14 protein-coding genes are annotated in these 16,864 nt (G+C 59.2%); 12 read left to right on the top strand and 2 right to left on the bottom strand.

Annotated elements, in window-relative coordinates:
* Positions 1-104: 104 nt before the first annotated feature.
* The 6 genes from bioF to ACWIKB_RS00370 all read left to right on the top strand — a co-directional run bounded on the left by bioF (position 105) and on the right by ACWIKB_RS00370 (position 5,978).
* Entirely contained in the window at positions 105-1,283 is a 1,179-nt protein-coding gene (bioF, locus tag ACWIKB_RS00395; protein ID WP_475264873.1) for an 8-amino-7-oxononanoate synthase, read from the top strand.
* The gene (locus ACWIKB_RS00390) at positions 1,276-2,007 is read left to right on the top strand and encodes an alpha/beta fold hydrolase (protein ID WP_475264872.1); all 732 of its coding nucleotides are present in this window, start codon (positions 1,276-1,278) and stop codon (positions 2,005-2,007) included. The genes bioF and ACWIKB_RS00390 overlap by 8 nt, the downstream gene beginning before the upstream one ends.
* Positions 2,000-2,812 carry a malonyl-ACP O-methyltransferase BioC gene (gene bioC, locus ACWIKB_RS00385; RefSeq protein ID WP_475264871.1) on the top strand — a complete coding sequence of 271 codons (813 nt, stop codon included), beginning with the start codon at positions 2,000-2,002 and terminating at the stop codon, positions 2,810-2,812. The genes ACWIKB_RS00390 and bioC overlap by 8 nt, the downstream gene beginning before the upstream one ends.
* A complete protein-coding gene (gene bioD / locus ACWIKB_RS00380; RefSeq protein ID WP_475264870.1) occupies positions 2,809-3,489 on the top strand; it encodes a dethiobiotin synthase in 681 nt (226 codons plus the stop codon). Before bioC ends, bioD begins: the two co-directional genes overlap by 4 nt.
* Positions 3,490-3,598: 109 nt before the next feature.
* Entirely contained in the window at positions 3,599-3,895 is a 297-nt protein-coding gene (locus ACWIKB_RS00375) for a pyrroloquinoline quinone biosynthesis protein PqqE (protein ID WP_475264869.1), read from the top strand.
* A gap of 277 nt (positions 3,896-4,172) precedes the next feature.
* Complete coding sequence (locus ACWIKB_RS00370) at positions 4,173-5,978, top strand: phenylacyl-CoA dehydrogenase (RefSeq protein ID WP_475264868.1); 1,806 nt, start codon at positions 4,173-4,175, stop codon at positions 5,976-5,978.
* Between the two features lie 16 nt (positions 5,979-5,994).
* Here the strand turns inward: ACWIKB_RS00370 and ACWIKB_RS00365 are convergent, their stop codons facing one another.
* Positions 5,995-6,210, bottom strand: a complete 216-nt coding sequence (locus ACWIKB_RS00365; RefSeq protein ID WP_475264867.1) for a hypothetical protein — start codon at positions 6,208-6,210, stop codon at positions 5,995-5,997.
* On the opposite strand from ACWIKB_RS00365, the gene ACWIKB_RS00360 reads away from it, so the two are divergent.
* From ACWIKB_RS00360 to ACWIKB_RS00345, 4 genes are all read left to right on the top strand, one after another.
* Positions 6,209-8,317: a cytochrome-c peroxidase gene (locus ACWIKB_RS00360; RefSeq protein ID WP_475264866.1), complete on the top strand. Its 2,109-nt coding sequence runs from the start codon at positions 6,209-6,211 to the stop codon at positions 8,315-8,317. The two genes, ACWIKB_RS00365 and ACWIKB_RS00360, sit on opposite strands and share 2 nt — an antisense overlap.
* 326 nt (positions 8,318-8,643) lie before the next feature.
* On the top strand, positions 8,644-9,930 hold the full coding sequence (locus tag ACWIKB_RS00355; RefSeq protein ID WP_475264865.1) for a GGDEF domain-containing protein: 1,287 nt from the start codon (positions 8,644-8,646) through the stop codon (positions 9,928-9,930).
* A 90-nt stretch (positions 9,931-10,020) separates the two neighbouring features.
* Positions 10,021-11,817, top strand: coding sequence for an acyl-CoA dehydrogenase C-terminal domain-containing protein (locus ACWIKB_RS00350; RefSeq protein WP_475264864.1), 1,797 nt, complete (start codon positions 10,021-10,023; stop codon positions 11,815-11,817).
* 254 nt (positions 11,818-12,071) lie between these two features.
* Positions 12,072-13,850: an acyl-CoA dehydrogenase C-terminal domain-containing protein gene (locus ACWIKB_RS00345; RefSeq protein ID WP_475264863.1), complete on the top strand. Its 1,779-nt coding sequence runs from the start codon at positions 12,072-12,074 to the stop codon at positions 13,848-13,850.
* 227 nt (positions 13,851-14,077) lie between these two features.
* Here ACWIKB_RS00345 and ACWIKB_RS00340 read toward each other — a convergent pair whose 3' ends face one another.
* Positions 14,078-14,998: a LysR family transcriptional regulator gene (locus ACWIKB_RS00340; RefSeq protein ID WP_475264862.1), complete on the bottom strand. Its 921-nt coding sequence runs from the start codon at positions 14,996-14,998 to the stop codon at positions 14,078-14,080.
* A 169-nt stretch (positions 14,999-15,167) separates the two neighbouring features.
* Here ACWIKB_RS00340 and ACWIKB_RS00335 point away from each other — a divergent pair, with 169 nt between their 5' ends.
* Both ACWIKB_RS00335 and ACWIKB_RS00330 read left to right on the top strand, forming a co-directional pair.
* Complete coding sequence (locus ACWIKB_RS00335) at positions 15,168-16,451, top strand: aspartate aminotransferase family protein (protein ID WP_475264861.1); 1,284 nt, start codon at positions 15,168-15,170, stop codon at positions 16,449-16,451.
* Between the two features lie 207 nt (positions 16,452-16,658).
* Positions 16,659-16,817 carry a YqaE/Pmp3 family membrane protein gene (locus tag ACWIKB_RS00330; protein ID WP_007904205.1) on the top strand — a complete coding sequence of 53 codons (159 nt, stop codon included), beginning with the start codon at positions 16,659-16,661 and terminating at the stop codon, positions 16,815-16,817.
* The last annotated feature ends 47 nt before the right edge of the window (positions 16,818-16,864 follow it).

Below are 16,864 nucleotides of genomic sequence, written 5' to 3'. Positions count from 1 at the left end.
GGAGTTTCAGTCACCATCCATGCTGGATGTGACGGCCCCTTCGCGAGCAAGCCCGCTCCCACATTGGGATTGGGTGCATACCCATATTGATCTTCGAGGTCTGCATGTCTTTCGATCTCAGCGCGCGCCTTGCTGCCCGTCGTGCCGACAATCTCTATCGCCAACGCCCGCTGCTTGAAAGCCCGCAAGGCCCGGAAGTGGTGGTCGATGGTCAGCCGTTGCTGGCGTTCTGTAACAACGACTACCTGGGCTTGGCCAATCACCCGCAAGTGATCGAAGCCTGGCGCGCTGGCGCGTCCCGTTGGGGCGTCGGCGGCGGGGCTTCGCATTTGGTCATCGGCCACAGCACGCCACATCATGAGTTGGAAGAAGCGCTGGCCGATCTCACCGGTCGGCCACGTGCGCTGCTGTTCACCACCGGTTACATGGCCAACCTCGGCGCGGTGACCGCGCTGGTCGGGCAGGGCGACACGGTGCTGGAGGACCGGCTCAATCACGCGTCGTTGCTGGATGCCGGTTTGTTGTCCGGTGCGCGCTTCAATCGTTACCTGCACAACGACGCAGTCAGTCTGGCCAAGCGTCTGGAGAAGGCCACTGGCAATACGCTGGTGGTCACCGATGGCGTGTTCAGCATGGACGGCGATATCGCCGACCTGCCGGCGCTGGCCCGGGAAGCCAAGGCCAAAGGCGCATGGCTGATGGTCGATGATGCCCACGGTTTTGGTCCGTTGGGCGCCCATGGTGGCGGAATCGTCGAGCATTTTGGTTTGAGTCAGGAGGACGTGCCGGTGTTGGTCGGCACCCTCGGCAAGGCCTTCGGTACCGCCGGTGCATTTGTCGCGGGCAGCGAAGAGCTAATCGAAAGCCTGATCCAGTTCGCTCGTCCCTACATCTACACCACCAGCCAACCACCGGCGCTGGCTTGTGCGACGCTGAAAAGTCTCGAATTACTGCGCAGCGAGCATTGGCGACGCGAGCACCTTAATGTGCTGATCCGTCAATTTCGTCGAGGTGCCGAGCAGATCGGCCTGGAACTCATGGACAGCTTTACACCGATCCAGCCAATCATGATCGGCGATGCTGGCCGTGCAGTTCGACTGTCGCAGATGCTGCGCGAGCGCGGCCTGATGGTGACCGCGATCCGTCCGCCCACCGTGCCGGCCGGCAGCGCTCGTTTGCGGGTGACCTTGACCGCTGCCCACAGCGAAGCGCAGGTGCAGCTATTGTTAAATGGACTGGCCGATTGTTTTGCACAACTGGGACCGGAGCCAAGCCATGCGTGATCGACTGATTCTGCTGCCCGGTTGGGGCCTCGGGATTTCGCCGCTGGAGCCGTTGGCGGCAGCCTTGCAAGGCCTGGATGAACACCTGCGAGTCGAGATCGAGCCGTTGCCGGAACTGGAGTCGGGCGATCTGCAGGAGTGGCTCGATGAACTCGATTCGACCGTGCCTCAGGATGCCTGGCTCGGTGGCTGGTCACTCGGCGGCATGCTCGCCTCCGAGCTGGCGGCGCGGCGCGGTGATCGCTGCTGCGGTTTGCTGACCCTGGCGAGTAACCCTTCGTTTGTCGCCCATGAGCAATGGCCGAGCGCGATGCCCGGTGAGACCTTCGATGCGTTTCTGGCCGGCTGCGGCGCCGATCCACGCATGACCTTGAAACGCTTTTCGCTGCTCTGCGCCCAAGGTGCCGAAGACCCACGCGGGCTGTCGCGACTGTTGCTCGGCGGCGCGCCGCATACCTCGCCACAAGTCTTGATGAGCGGCCTCGAAGTACTCGCGCAACTGGATACCCGACAAGCGCTGCAAGCGTTTCGTGGCCCACAACTGCATCTGTTCGCCGGCCTCGACGGACTGGTCCCGGCCGAAGCGGCGGGGGACTTGCTGGCCTTGTTACCGGATGTCGAAATCGGCCTGATCGAACAGGCCAGCCACGCGTTTCTTCTGGAAGATCCCCACGGTGTGGCGGGGGCGATCCAGGCCTTTTTGCATGAGTCCGGTGATGACTGATTTATCTCTTTCCAACCTCCCTGGCGGTTTGCCCGACAAGCGTCAGGTGGCCGCATCCTTTTCCCGCGCGGCGGCCAGCTACGACAGCGTGGCTGAGTTGCAACGGGATGTTGGTAGCGAGTTGTTGCGCCGTTTACCTGAAGGTTTTTTGCCTGCGCGCTGGCTGGACCTGGGTTGCGGCACCGGTTATTTCAGTCGTGCGCTGGGTGAGCGTTTTCCTGCGAGTCACGGCATTGCGCTGGATATCGCTGAAGGCATGCTCAATCACGCCAGGCCATTGGGTGGTGCCGCACACTTTATCGCTGGCGATGCCGAGCGATTGCCGCTGCAGGATTCGACCTGTGACCTGATCTTTTCCAGCCTCGCGGTGCAATGGTGTTCGGACTTCGCCTCGGTGCTCAATGAAGCGTATCGAGCATTAAAACCGGGCGGTGTTTTCGCGTTTGCTAGTCTGTGTGTCGGCACGCTGTACGAATTACGTGACAGCTGGCGTCAGGTGGATGGCATGGTGCACGTCAACCGCTTCCGCGAGTTCGAGACTTATCAACAGCTGTGCGCGGCCAGTGGCTTGCAGGTTGTCAGTCTGCAAACCTGTCCACATGTGCTGCATTACCTGGATGTGCGCAGCCTGACCCATGAGCTCAAGGCGTTGGGGGCGCATAACCTGAACCCTGGTCGGCCGGGCGGTTTGACCGGCAGGGCGCGGATCCTCGGCCTGGTCGAGGCGTATGAGCATTTTCGTCAGGCAAAAGGACTGCCGGCGACTTATCAAGTGGTTTATGCCGTGTTGGAGAAACCCTTATGAGCGCAGCCTATTTCATCACCGGCACCGACACTGATGTCGGCAAAACCACCATTGCTGCAGGTTTGCTGCATGCCGCGCGGTTGGCAGGTTTGAGCACGGCGGCGGGCAAACCGGTGGCCTCTGGTTGTGAAGTAACCCCCAAGGGTTTGCGCAACGCCGACGCGTTGGCGTTGTTGGCTCAATGCTCGGTGCCGCTGACTTATACACAGGTCAATCCGGTGGCGTTCGAACCGGCGATTGCGCCGCATCTGGCCGCACGGGAGGCGGGCATTGTGTTGACGGTGCAGTCGTTATTGACGCCGATGCGCGAGATTCTGGATATGAACGCGGACTTCACGCTGATCGAAGGCGCTGGTGGCTGGCGCGTGCCGTTGGCGGATCAGGATAATTTGTCAGACTTGGCGATAGCGTTGGATCTGCCGGTGATTCTGGTGGTCGGCGTGCGGCTGGGTTGCATCAATCATGCGCTGCTGACGGCTGAAGCGATTGCTAATGATGGTCTGCAGTTGGCTGGATGGGTGGCCAACATCATCGAACCGAAGACCTCGCGCCTGGAGGAAAACCTCGCGACGTTGGCCGAGCGGATACCCGCACCGTGCCTGGGCCGGGTGCCGAAACTCAAGTCGGTAACGGCGGAGGCGGTGGCCGAACATCTTCAGCTGGATTTGCTCGATTAATGTTTTTGCCTATGACAAGGCACTGTGCCATTAGTGTTTTTGTCGGGTGTTTTGCTGGCGCGTCTGCTTCAATGGCCGCTGTTGATCCTTTATCAGGACGAGTTCTCCCATGGAAATCTCAGGAAGCACCGCTTTTTATGCCGGTCTGAGCACTATTCAGACAGGGCAGAACCGTGTCGATCAGGCTGCCGGCCAGATCGCCAACACCACCATTGAGCGTTCGCAGACCAGCCAGTCTTCCGAAGCCCAAGTCGATCGTCTGCGTTCAGTGGACCGTAGCCAGGAATCAGACCTGGCCAGCAATATGGTCGAGATGTCTCAGGGCAAGTTTCAAGTGGAGCTGGGCGCGAAAGTCGCCAAGGCTTCCGATGAGATGCTTGGGACGTTGATTGATACCTACGCTTGATCGCTAGCTGAATCCACTACTCCAACGCCGCGAATCTTCGCGGCGTTTTTCTGCGTAAGTCCTTCTCCCTCAACTAATCTTTCCTGCATGGCCTGTTGCTTTGTCGACGGCGGCGCGCGGCTGTGTGGCCGTTGTGCACGCTCGATGATGACGAACGGCAAAAGATCGGCGCTTGACAAGATTTAGGCGTAAACGTATGTTTCAAACAACTGTTTGACCGCCACAACAAATCAACGCGGTCGTTCATTCCCGGTTACATCAGCAGAGGTTTATCGCTATGCCTGACTACAAGGCCCCCTTGCGTGATATTCGCTTCGTTCGTGACGAACTGCTCGGCTACGAAGCGCACTATCAGAGCCTTCCGGCTTGTGCAGACGCAACTCCAGACATGGTTGACGCCATTCTTGAAGAAGGCGCCAAGTTTTGTGAGCAGGTATTGGCTCCGCTGAACCGCGTGGGTGACACCGAAGGCTGCACTTGGAGCGAGTCCGGCGTTAAGACCCCGACTGGTTTCAAAGAAGCCTACAAACAATTCGTCGAAGGCGGCTGGCCAAGTCTGGCTCATGACGTAGAGCACGGTGGCCAAGGCCTGCCGGAGTCTCTGGGTCTGGCGGTCAGCGAAATGGTTGGCGAAGCCAACTGGTCGTGGGGCATGTACCCAGGCCTGTCGCACGGCGCGATGAACACCATTTCCGAGCACGGTACGCCTGAGCAGCAAGAGGCTTACCTGACCAAACTGGTTTCCGGTGAGTGGACCGGCACCATGTGCCTGACCGAACCGCACTGCGGCACCGACCTGGGCATGCTGCGCACCAAGGCTGAACCTCAGGCCGACGGTTCCTACAAAGTTTCCGGCACCAAGATCTTCATCTCGGCCGGTGAACACGACATGGCCGACAACATCGTCCACATCGTGCTGGCCCGCCTGCCGGATGCACCGGCTGGCACCAAAGGCATCTCGTTGTTTATCGTTCCCAAGTTCATGCCGAACGATGACGGTTCGATCGGCGCTCGCAACGCTGTGACCTGCGGTTCCCTGGAACACAAAATGGGCATCCACGGTAACGCCACTTGCGTGATGAACTTCGATGGGGCCACCGGTTACCTGATCGGCCCGGCGAACAAAGGCCTGAACTGCATGTTCACCTTTATGAACACCGCTCGCCTGGGCACCGCGCTGCAAGGCCTGGCTCACGCCGAAATCGGCTTCCAGGGTGGCCTGAAATACGCTCGTGATCGCCTGCAAATGCGCTCGCTGACTGGCCCGAAAGCGCCGGAAAAAGCCGCTGACCCGATCATCGTGCACCCAGACGTACGTCGCATGCTGTTGACCATGAAAGCGTTCGCCGAAGGCAACCGCGCAATGGTTTACTTCACCGCCAAACAGGTCGACATCGTCAAATACGGCGTGGACGAAGAAGAGAAGAAAAAAGCCGACGCACTGCTGGCTTTCATGACTCCAATCGCCAAAGCCTTCATGACTGAAGTTGGCTTCGAGTCCGCCAACCACGGCGTGCAAATCTACGGCGGTCACGGTTTCATCGCCGAGTGGGGCATGGAGCAGAACGTTCGCGACAGCCGCATTTCGATGCTGTACGAAGGCACCACCGGTATCCAGGCACTCGACCTGCTGGGCCGTAAAGTGCTGATGACCCAAGGCGAAGCTCTGAAAGGCTTCACCAAGATCGTCCACAAGTTCTGCCAGACCAACGAAGGCAACGAAGCGGTCAAAGAGTTCGTCGAGCCATTGGCTGCGCTGAACAAAGAGTGGGGCGAACTGACCATGAAGGTCGGCATGGCCGCCATGAAAGACCGCGAAGAAGTCGGCGCGGCCTCCGTGGACTACCTGATGTACTCCGGTTACGCCTGCCTGGCCTACTTCTGGGCTGACATGGCGCGCCTGGCTGCCGAGAAACTGGCTGCCGGCACCACCGAAACGGCGTTCTACACCGCCAAGCTGCAGACCGCGCGCTTCTACTTCCAGCGCATTCTGCCGCGTACCCGCACTCACGTAGTCACCATGCTGTCGGGCGCCAACAACCTGATGGACATGAAAGAAGAAGACTTCGCACTGGGCTACTAAGCCTTAGCGCAACTCTTCAAAAAAGCCGCTGTTCCTTTGGGAGCAGCGGCTTTTTTTTGTCTTGATTTCGAGCCCCCATTGTTGGGCCCCATTCCCCGGTATTAATCCCCCGAAACAATCGCATTGACCGGGTAAAACCCGACAGGCCGGGCCTTTCACGTGCTGGCAGATTAATTGCAAAACCGCTGACAACCTCAAATTGAATCGACAATATCGTCAGGGTGGAGCGCATGAACATCGTCCGAATAGTTGGTTTGGCCTGCCTGTTCGTGTTGCCCGTCCAGGGCGCTCTAGCCGCGACAGCCCCAGAAGTTGATGTTCCCGCCCCGGAGATACCCACCCTGCAATCACTGCACGGCTTGACGCCGCCCGATCCGTCGGGAACCGAAGGCGGACGCAAAGTCGATTTGATGACTGACTACGTCCTCAACCGCTCGGCGGCGGTCCTGTTGGGCAAGGCGTTGTTCTGGGACATGGAGATCGGCAGCGATGGTTCGACCGCTTGCGCGTCCTGCCACTTTCACGCCGGGGTCGACCACCGGATCACCAACCAGATCAACCCTGGTCAGGCAAACACCAATGCGAACGTAGCGTCGATCTTCAACAAGCCGTTCGTAGCGTCTGACATTCCCGGCGACGTAGCTTCCTATTTGACCAAGTCCGGCGGCAAGGGCGGGCCGAACTACACGCTGAAGAAAACCGACTTCCCGACCCATGTGTTGGCCGATCCACTGGATCGTAATTCGCCGATCCTCTATTCCACCGACGACGTGATCGGCTCCCAAGGCGTGTTCGACGCCAACTTCGTCAAACCGCATCAGCCGCGTTTCGACAAGTGCACGCAACAACCGGACGGTATTTTCCAGGTCGGCGGCATCAACGTCCGTCGTAGCACCGGGCGTAATGCTCCGACGGTAATCAACGCCGCATTCAACGTGCGAAATTTCTGGGATGGTCGTGCGAACAATGTGTTTAACGGCTTCTCACCGTTCGGCAATCGTGACCCCGATGCCGGGATTTTTGTTACCGCTGATCGTAGCGGCGTGGCGACCAAGGTGCGACTGGCCCTCAAGGATGCCTCGGCGGCTTCGCAGGCCGTGGGGCCTCCGGGCAGCCCGGTGGAAATGTCCTGCGGCGGGCGCACCTTTGCGGATATCGGCCGGCGCATGCTCGACACGCTGATGCTCAAGCAACAACGGATTTCTTCAACCGACTCGGTGCTGGCCTCGGTTTCCGGTGCGCGCCGGCCGACTTACCGTGAACTGATCAAGGCTGCGTTCCAGCCTAGATTGTGGAATGCCACGCAACAGGTGTTGCTGGGCGATGCGCCGTACACTCAGATGGAAGCCAACTTCCCGCTGTTCTTCGGGCTGGCGATTCAGATGTACGAATCCACTCTGATCTCGGACCAAGCCCCGCTGGATGCTTATTTGCAGGGTAATCAGCAGGCAATGAGTGCCCAGCAGGTACAAGGCATGAACCTGTTCCTCGGCAAGGGCAAGTGCATCAGTTGCCACGGTGGCGCGGAGCTGACCAACGCCGGCAGCCGCTTGCTGTTCCATCCTCGTGAGCGCATCGAACGCATGTTGATGGCTGACAACCTCACCACGCTTTATGACAACGGCTTCTACAACACCGGTGTGCGTCCGACGTCGGAAGACCTGGCGCTCGGCGGCTCGGACGCGTGGGGCAATCCTTTGTCCTTCACCCGTGAGTACAACACCCTGTTGCAAGGCGGCAACGTGCCTGACCCGTTGGACGTCGATGTCTGCACATTCGAAACGCCATTGAGTGCGGCATTGCCCTGCGACGCAACGCTCAAACCCAATGTCGGTTTCCGCGATGCTGTCGATGGCGCCTTCAAGACGCCGACGCTGCGCAATATCGCGCTGACCGGGCCGTATTTCCACAACGGCAGCCGGGCGACGCTGAAACAGGTCATGGAGTTCTACAACCGCGGCGGCGACCGGCGCGGTGAAGATGCGAGCAACACCAGCGGCTTCGAACATCCGTCGGCGAATCAGCACAACGCTTCCAACCTTGATCCGGACATGACTTCGCTGAACCTGACCCCCGATGAGGTGGATGCGCTGGTGAAATTCATGGAGGTCGGGCTGACAGACCCACGTGTTGCTTGGGAACAGGCGCCGTTCGATCATCCGTCGCTGGTCATTCCGCAAGGTCACGTGGGAGACGAAAACGCGGTGACAGCGCGGCCCGTCAGTCCGAAGATTTCAACCCGACAGGCGCTCGATGCCCCGATTTCGCTCAAACCCATCGGCGCAGAAGGTCGCAGCGTCAGTGAGGGGCCGTTGCAGCCGTTCTATAACGATCTTTGAAGTGCTCAATATTTGTGGCGAGGGGGCTTGCTGTGGCGAGGGAGCTTGCTCCCGCTGGGCCGCGAAGCGGCCCCTGTCATGAACACAGCCGATTTTCATCAGGTGTACTGAGTGGGCCAGTTTGCGCCTGCTTCGCAGCCGAGCGGGAGCAAGCTCCCTCGCCACAGGTTTGACTCCCATTAAAAAACCTCGATAGCCCCCTAAGAAAGTCAGCATTTGTGCCGTTAAAGAGACGTTCACGTGACCTGCATCACATTTCGTGTGCTTAATCGTGCGCATTGCAGGCACAATGCCATCAATTGTTATGCCGGGTCGGAGCTTTACCCTTGCCGCGTTCTTCCGCTGTACGTTTCAGTCATTTTTTGCCCTCATTACTGCTGTTGCTTGCTGGGCTTTCGGCTGCGTACATCAAGGATCTCAACGTCTTCTTCACCTCGCTGTTCAACGTGCTGCCCACCCTGGTGCTGTTGCTCGGCGGTGCTTACTGCGCGGTTTACCGACGCCAGCGCGAACTGTTTCTGATGGTCACCGTGTACATCGCCTACTTCCTGCTCGATACCCAGACCGACTATTACCGTGACAACGGCAAAGTGCGCGAAGACGCTGCGGTGGTGTTTCACCTCTGCTGTCTGCTGCTGCCGTTGTTGTTCGGCCTGTTCGCGGCGTGGCAGGAACGCACTCACTTGTTTCAAGACATGGTGGCGCGCTTTGCCGTGTTGCTGGCGTTCGGCAGTGTTGCGCTGGGCCTTGAACAAAGTTACCCACAGGCGCTGCTGATGTGGCTGTCGGAGATCCGCTGGCCTGCGTTGCATGGCGCGTGGATGAGCCTGATCCAGTTGTCCTACCCGGTGTTTATCGCTTCGTTTGTACTGCTGGCGTGGCAATACTGGCGCAACCCGAGACCCTTGCACGCCGCGCAACTGGTGGGTTTGCTGGGACTGTTCTGGATGTTGCCGAAAACCTTCATCCTGCCGTTCACCCTGAACATCATGTGCAGCCAGGTGATGCTGATGATTGCCGCAGCCGTTGCCCACGAAGCCTATCAAATGGCTTTCCGCGACGAACTCACCGGTTTGCCGGGCCGCCGTGCTTTGAACGAACGCATGCAGCGGCTGGGGCGCAATTACGTGCTGGCCATGAGCGACGTCGATCACTTCAAGAAATTCAACGACACCCACGGTCATGATGTCGGCGATCAGGTGCTGCGACTGGTTGCCAGCAAGCTGTCGAAAATCAGCGGTGGCGGTAGGGCGTATCGCTACGGTGGTGAGGAATTCGCCCTGGTGTTTGCGGGCAAGACGCTTGAAGAGTGCATGCCACACCTGGAAGTCATCCGCGAATCGATTGCGTCCTACAACATTCAATTGCGCAACCCGGACCGCCCTCAAGACGACCAGCAAGGTCGCCAGCGCCGGGCCGGTTCCGGCGCTTCCAGCGTGTCCGTCACGGTCAGTATCGGCGTCGCCGAACGCCTGGAGCAGCGCACGCCGGAACAAGTGCTCAAGTCCGCCGACGAGGCGCTCTACAGCGCCAAGGGCGCCGGGCGCAACTGCGTAGTCGCCTTCGGTCAAAGCCGCCGTGGCGCGGTGCGCATGGACGCCGCTGCAGGTTGAGTGATGACGGCGCATTCAGCGTCTGGACTGTGATTGTGAGGCGTGGTGCGCGGCAGTAGGTTTGAGCAATCTGCTGCCGGAGAAACGACCATGCCTGAGTACAAAGCTCCCCTGCGCGACATGCGCTTCCTGATCGATCACGTCTTCGACTTTCACAGCAACTACGCCGCACTGGGGGCGACCGACGCCAGCCCGGACATGGTCAATGCGATCCTCGAAGAAGGCGCCAAATTCTGTGAGAACGTTCTCTCACCGCTGAATCGCAGCGGTGACGAAGAGGGCTGCCATTTCGACAACGGCGTGGTGACAACGCCTACAGGTTTCAAGCAAGCCTTCGCACAATATGTGGAGGGCGGCTGGCATGGCCTGGCGGCTGATCCGGTGTATGGCGGCCAGGGTTTGCCTCTTTCGCTGGGACTGGTCATCAGCGAGATGATTGCCTCCAGCAACACCTCTTGGGGCATGTACCCCGGTCTGACCCATGGGGCGATGTCGGCGATTCACGCCCACGGCACCGAAACGCAAAAACAGACCTACCTGAGCAAACTCACCGCCGGCCAATGGACCGGCACCATGTGCCTGACCGAAGCCCATTGCGGCACCGACCTGGGCATCATCAAGACCCGCGCTGTGCCCCAGGCCGACGGCAGCTACGCGATCTCCGGCAGCAAGATTTTCATCTCGGCCGGCGAACACGACATGAGCGACAACATCATTCATTTGGTGCTGGCCAAACTGCCGGATGCCCCGGCCGGGACCAAGGGCATTTCACTGTTTATCGTGCCTAAATTCCTGCCCGATGCCGAAGGTGAAGCGGGCGAGCGCAATGGCGTGTCCTGTGGCTCCATCGAACACAAAATGGGCATCAAGGCCTCGGCCACCTGCGTGCTCAACTTTGATGAGGCCAAGGGCTTCCTGATCGGGGAAGCCAACAAGGGCCTCAATTGCATGTTCACCATGATGAACCATGCGCGCCTGGGCACCGGCATGCAGGGCTTGTGTCTGGGTGAGGCGAGCTTCCAGGGCGCGATCAAATACGCGAATGATCGTTTGCAAATGCGTTCGCTGACCGGTCCCAAAGCGCCGGAAAAAGTCGCCGACCCGATCATCGTGCATCCCGACGTGCGCCGGATGTTGCTGACCATGAAAGCCTTCAACGAAGGCAATCGGGCGCTGACTTATTTCACCGCGCAGTTGCTGGATGTTGCGCATCTGAGCGCGGACGCAACGGCGCGCCAGGAGGCCGAGGACTTGTTAGCGTTCCTGACGCCGATCTGCAAAGCGTTCATGACCGACACCGGGCTGGAAGTGACCAACCATGGCATGCAGGTATTTGGCGGTCACGGATTCATCCGCGAGTGGGGCATGGAGCAGTTGGTGCGCGACTGTCGGATTGCGCCGATCTACGAAGGCACTAACGGCATTCAGGCGCTGGACCTGCTGGGGCGCAAAGTCCTTGGCAGCCAGGGCAAATTGTTGCGTGGCTTTACCAAAATCGTTCACAAGTTCTGCGCTGCAAATGCCGAGCATCCACAACTCGGCAGCTTTGTCGCTCAGCTCAATGGTTTGAATCAGCAGTGGGGCGACGTGACTACCAAGATCGGCATGGCCGCGATGAAAAATCCGGATGAGGTCGGCGCGGCGTCGGTGGATTACTTGATGTACAGCGGTTACATCATCCTCGGCTACCTGTGGCTGCGTATGGCACTGGTGGCTCAGGCGCAACTCGACGCAGGCAGCGGCGATGCCGATTATTGCCAGGGCAAGCTGGCGACCTGCGAGTTTTATTTCAAGCGATTGCTGCCACGTACAGCCGCTCATCGGGCGGCGATCGAGGCGGGGAGTGAGTGCTTGATGAAGTTGCCGGCGGAGTTGTTTGCGCTTTAATTGTATTTAAGAGCTTCGCGGGCAAGCCTCGCTCCTACAAGTCGGTGTCGTACGCACATGGCGTTACCGACATGGACCTGTAGGAGCGAGGCTTGCCCGCGAATGCGTTTCGGCAGACACACAATTGCAATGACTAAACATTACAAATCAGTCATGAGCTGACCCTATGTGTCGTAAAAGTTGTTGGGTTACACTCGACCCCAACGAAAACACCATTCCTACGAATCACCCGTTTAGATCCTGCGAGGTTTGCCATGGCTGACTACAAAGCGCCCCTGCGCGATATGCGCTTCGTCCTCAATGAAGTTTTCGAGGTCGCCAAACTCTGGGCCGAGCTGCCGGCGCTGGCCGATACCGTCGATGCCGAAACAGTCGAAGCCATTCTCGAAGAAGCCGGCAAGGTCACCAGCAAAAGCATCGCGCCCCTGAGCCGTGCAGCTGACGAAGAAGGTTGCCATTGGGTGGACGGTGCCGTCACCACGCCGGCAGGTTTCCCACAGGCTTATCAGACGTACGCTGAAGGCGGTTGGGTGGGTGTCGGTGGCGACCCGGCCTACGGCGGCATGGGCATGCCCAAGGCTGTTTCGGCTCAGGTTGAAGAAATGGTCAACTCCGCGAGCCTGTCGTTTGGCCTGTATCCGATGCTGACGGCCGGTGCCTGCCTGTCGATCAACGCTCACGCCAGCGACGAGCTGAAAGCCGCGTATCTGCCGAACATGTACGCCGGCGTCTGGGCCGGCTCCATGTGCCTGACCGAGCCGCACGCCGGTACAGACCTGGGGATCATCCGCACCAAGGCCGAACCTCAGGCCGACGGTTCCTACAAAGTCAGCGGCACCAAGATCTTCATCACCGGCGGCGAACACGACCTGACCGAAAACATCATTCATCTGGTGCTGGCCAAGCTGCCGGACGCGCCGGCCGGTCCGAAAGGCATTTCGCTGTTCCTGGTGCCGAAGTTCATGGTCAATGCCGATGGCAGCCTGGGCGCGCGTAACCCGGCCAACTGCGGCTCGATCGAACACAAAATGGGCATCCAGGCGTCCGCGACCTGCGTGATGAACTTCGACGAAGCCGTGGGTTACCTGGTCGGCGAGCCGAACAAAGGCCTGGCGGCGATGTTCACCATGATGAACTACGAGCGTTTGGGCGTTGGTATTCAAGGCCTGGCCACCGGCGAACGCTCCTACCAGAACGCCGTTGAATACGCCCGCGATCGCCTGCAAAGCCGTTCGCCGACTGGCGCGCAGAACAAAGACAAAGTCGCTGACCCGATCATCGTCCACCCGGACGTGCGTCGCATGCTGCTGACCATGAAAGCTTCGAACGAAGGCGGCCGTGCCTTCTCGACGTACGTGGCGATGCAACTCGACACCGCCAAGTTCAGCGAAGACGCGATCACGCGCAAGCGTGCGGAAGATCTGGTTGCGCTGCTGACGCCAGTGGCCAAGGCATTCCTGACCGATCTGGGTCTGGAAACCACCGTTCACGGCCAGCAGGTGTTCGGTGGCCACGGTTACATCCGTGAGTGGGGCCAGGAGCAACTGGTTCGCGATGTGCGCATCACCCAGATCTACGAAGGTACCAACGGCATTCAGGCGCTGGACCTCGTAGGACGCAAGATCGTCGGCAGCGGCGGGGCGTTCTACAACCTGTTCGCCGACGAGATTCGTCACTTCACCGCGACGGCCAGCGCTGACTTGGCGGAGTTCACCAAACCGCTGAACGACGCAGTGACCACCCTCGATGAGCTGACTTCGTGGCTGCTGGATCGGGCGAAAAACAACCCGAATGAAATCGGTGCGGCGTCGGTCGAATATCTGCAAGTATTTGGATACGTTTCCTATGCCTACATGTGGGCATTGATGGCCAAGGCAGCCTTCGGCAAAGAGGCGCAGGACGATTTCTACGCGAGCAAACTCGGCACCGCGCGGTTCTATTTCGCCCGTCTGTTGCCGCGTATTCACTCGTTGAGCGCGTCGGTTAAGGCCGGTAGCGAATCGCTGTTCCTGCTGGACGCATCGCAGTTCTGACCCTGTTACGTCATGTAAGCATTCTCTTACATGACGTACTGCTGTTTTCCCATATGCGCGGATTGGATCCAGAGCTAATCTACTTCACATGGACGTCGCGCAGGAAGCGCAAAGCAACAACACGGACACGTAGGATTCTGCCAGGACGGCGGAGTGAAATGGATGTCAGGGAAACAGTCTGCAAAGCCCCGCTTCGGCGGGGTTTTCTTTTGCCTGCAGAAAAGTGCTCAAACCATTGTTGCCGGGCCTTTCAAACGGTCATCGGGTCCATTCAGCACTTCCTCCAGCAACGTCTGCAACAAGGCCATCGAGGCTTGCTGCCGTTGCACATCTCGACACACCAACCCGACTTTCAGCGGCACGCGCGGCTCGGTCAGCGGTTTCCACAGCAGTTCATGGTTGCCATGAGCCTTTTGCGAGCGCCCCGGCAGGACCGTGGCCAACCGGGTGTGGGGCAAACTGTCGAGAATCCCCGCCATATTATTCAATTCAGCCTGTACCTGCGGCCGTCGTCCCAGGCTGGCCAGTTGCGCTTGCCAGATCTGCCGCAGCTGGAATTCTTCGCCCAATAGCAACATCGGCAATTCCGCAGCCTGACTCATGGAGACTTTCTTGAATTCTCGCAGTGGATGATCCGCCGGGATGACGAGGGTCAGTTCATCTTCGTACAGCATCACGCCATGCAGCCCCGGCTGGCGGGGTGGCAGGTAGCTGATGCCGATGTCCAGAGAACCGTTGAGCAAACGCCGTTCGATCTCCAGGCCGGTCAATTCATAAATTTGCACCACCAGATGCGGTTGCGCCTTGCGCACCCTTTCAAGCATCTGCGGCACCAGGCTGGTGTGGACGGTCTGCAACACGCCGATGGCCAGGGTCCGCAGCGCCTGCCCCTTGAAGTTGCCCAGCGCTTCCCGTGCCCGTTGCAAGCCATCGAGCAGCGGCAGTGCGTGGTTGTACAACGTGTGAGCCGCCAGGGTCGGCAACAAGCGTTTGCTACTGCGTTCGAACAGGCTCACATCAAGGTTCTGTTCGAGGTGACGGATCTGTTGTGAAAGCGCCGGCTGGGAGATGGATAGTCGCTCCGCGGCCCGGCCCACATGGCCCTCTTCGTAGACCGCGACGAAATAACGCAGTTGCTTGAAATCCATAAGTAATACTTATCGAAAATGCTGTGAAATCGAAATGGCTCAGTGCCGTGCGTGCGCCTAGTCTAACCGCATTCACAAGGCTTACAGGGCCGGAAAGCGCGATGAATACCGTTTACCTTGGTGGTGTTTACATAGGAAAGACAAAAAACCTCAAACGAGGTTTTTTGGGATGAATCTGTTTAGTCTGCGGCGCAATTCACCCAGCCTTGATGACTTGGTCATGGATGCTTCATTGCCGTCTCGCAGTGACAACCTTTCCAGCGAGTGCCTGATGCCCAGTGTCGAGCGTCCATCGCAGATTTTTGTGCGAGGCCAGGGCTCATGGCTGTGGGACAACGATGACCGCGCTTATCTGGATTTCACCCAGGGTGGTGGGGCCAACAGCCTGGGCCACAGTCCTTCAGTATTGGTTAACGCGATTTCCGATCAGGCCCGGGCGTTGATCAACCCCGGCTTCGGCTTGCATAACCACGGCATGCTCAACCTTGCCGAACGCCTCTGCGCCAGTACCGGCAGCGACAAGGCCTACCTGCTCAACAGTGGCAGTGAAGCCTGTGAGGCGGCGATCAAACTGGCCCGCAAGTGGGGTCAACTGCATCGCGGTGGGGCTTCGCGGATCATCGTGGCCAACCAGGGTTGCCATGGCCGTAGTCTCGGGACGATTTCGGCGTCGGACAGTTCGACGCTGACCAACCGATTCGAGCCGCAGTTGCCGGGGTTCAGTCATATTCCCTTCAATGACCTGCCTGCCTTGCACGCGGCCGTGGACGCCCGGACCGTGGCGATCATGCTTGAGCCAATCCAGAGCGATGCCGGGGTGATCCCGGCCGACGAGCATTACCTTAAGGGTGTCGAGCGCTTGTGTCGCGAGTTGGGCATCCTGCTGATCCTCGATGAAGTCCAAACCGGGATCGGCCGCTGCGGCAGCTTGCTCGCGGAACAATCCTACGGTGTGCGGGCCGATATCGTCGTACTTGGCAAAGGCCTGGGCGGTGGCGTGCCGCTGGCAGCGTTACTGGCCCGGGGCGAGGCGTGCTGCTTCGACGTCGGTGAAATGACCGGTACCCATCACGGCAATGCACTGATGACCGCTGCCGGCCTGGCTGTGCTCGATAGTGTGCAGGACAAAGGGTTTCTTGATCATGTGCAGCAAACTGGGCACTACCTTGGCGAAGGCCTGAGGCGCCTGGCCCATCGCTACGGACACGGCGAACTGCGCGGACAAGGGCTGCTCTGGGGACTAACCCTGTCCGAAGATTCAGCAGCAGCGGTCGTCAAAGCCGCATTCCACGAAGGCTTGCTGCTCAACGCCCCGCAACCCGACTGCCTGCGCTTCACCCCAGCCCTCACCGTCAGTAAGGCCAACATCGACGAGATGCTCCTGCGCCTGGCCCGCGCATTTTCCCGCGTGCGCACCGCGCAACTGCAATGCCGCAAAGGGATTGCCGTCTGATCAGAGCCGTCCTACACGAATTCCCGAACCGTCTCGCGGTAATAACGCATCGCCCCATTCCTGATTCTTTTGGTGTGGGGCGTTTTTTTGTCTCTGGATTCATCGGGATACGGGCATCAACCCGCGACTCGGACTGAACCCTGACGAATGGCACGGGTCGATTGGTTGTGTGGCTCGTGCGAGCCAACATCAATCAGGAGCTGACCCATGGACTTTATTCGAATCATCATCGCCATTCTGTTGCCGCCCCTGGGTGTGTTTCTGCAAGTCGGTTTTGCCGGGGCGTTCTGGCTGAATATTCTGCTGACGCTGTGCGGTTACATTCCGGGGATCGTGCATGCGGTGTACATCATTGCCAAGCGCTGAGTTTCGCGGCGTCAGGTAGATCGCTTTCGCGGGCAAGCCTCGCTCCT

It is taken from the genome of Pseudomonas sp. 5Vm1k (assembly GCF_056161485.1).
This window is presented reverse-complemented; position numbering and strand designations above follow the sequence as displayed.

Coding starts and splice junctions, on each gene's coding strand:
- ACWIKB_RS00345 (WP_475264863.1), top strand. CDS start 12,072: ATGGCTGACTACAAAGCGCCCCTGCGCGATATGCGCTTCGTCCTCAAT.
- ACWIKB_RS00340 (WP_475264862.1), bottom strand. CDS start 14,998: ATGGATTTCAAGCAACTGCGTTATTTCGTCGCGGTCTACGAAGAGGGC.
- ACWIKB_RS00370 (WP_475264868.1), top strand. CDS start 4,173: ATGCCTGACTACAAGGCCCCCTTGCGTGATATTCGCTTCGTTCGTGAC.
- ACWIKB_RS00335 (WP_475264861.1), top strand. CDS start 15,168: ATGAATCTGTTTAGTCTGCGGCGCAATTCACCCAGCCTTGATGACTTG.
- ACWIKB_RS00330 (WP_007904205.1), top strand. CDS start 16,659: ATGGACTTTATTCGAATCATCATCGCCATTCTGTTGCCGCCCCTGGGT.
- ACWIKB_RS00350 (WP_475264864.1), top strand. CDS start 10,021: ATGCCTGAGTACAAAGCTCCCCTGCGCGACATGCGCTTCCTGATCGAT.
- ACWIKB_RS00375 (WP_475264869.1), top strand. CDS start 3,599: ATGGAAATCTCAGGAAGCACCGCTTTTTATGCCGGTCTGAGCACTATT.
- bioF (WP_475264873.1), top strand. CDS start 105: ATGTCTTTCGATCTCAGCGCGCGCCTTGCTGCCCGTCGTGCCGACAAT.
- bioC (WP_475264871.1), top strand. CDS start 2,000: ATGACTGATTTATCTCTTTCCAACCTCCCTGGCGGTTTGCCCGACAAG.
- ACWIKB_RS00365 (WP_475264867.1), bottom strand. CDS start 6,210: ATGCGCTCCACCCTGACGATATTGTCGATTCAATTTGAGGTTGTCAGC.
- bioD (WP_475264870.1), top strand. CDS start 2,809: ATGAGCGCAGCCTATTTCATCACCGGCACCGACACTGATGTCGGCAAA.
- ACWIKB_RS00360 (WP_475264866.1), top strand. CDS start 6,209: ATGAACATCGTCCGAATAGTTGGTTTGGCCTGCCTGTTCGTGTTGCCC.
- ACWIKB_RS00390 (WP_475264872.1), top strand. CDS start 1,276: ATGCGTGATCGACTGATTCTGCTGCCCGGTTGGGGCCTCGGGATTTCG.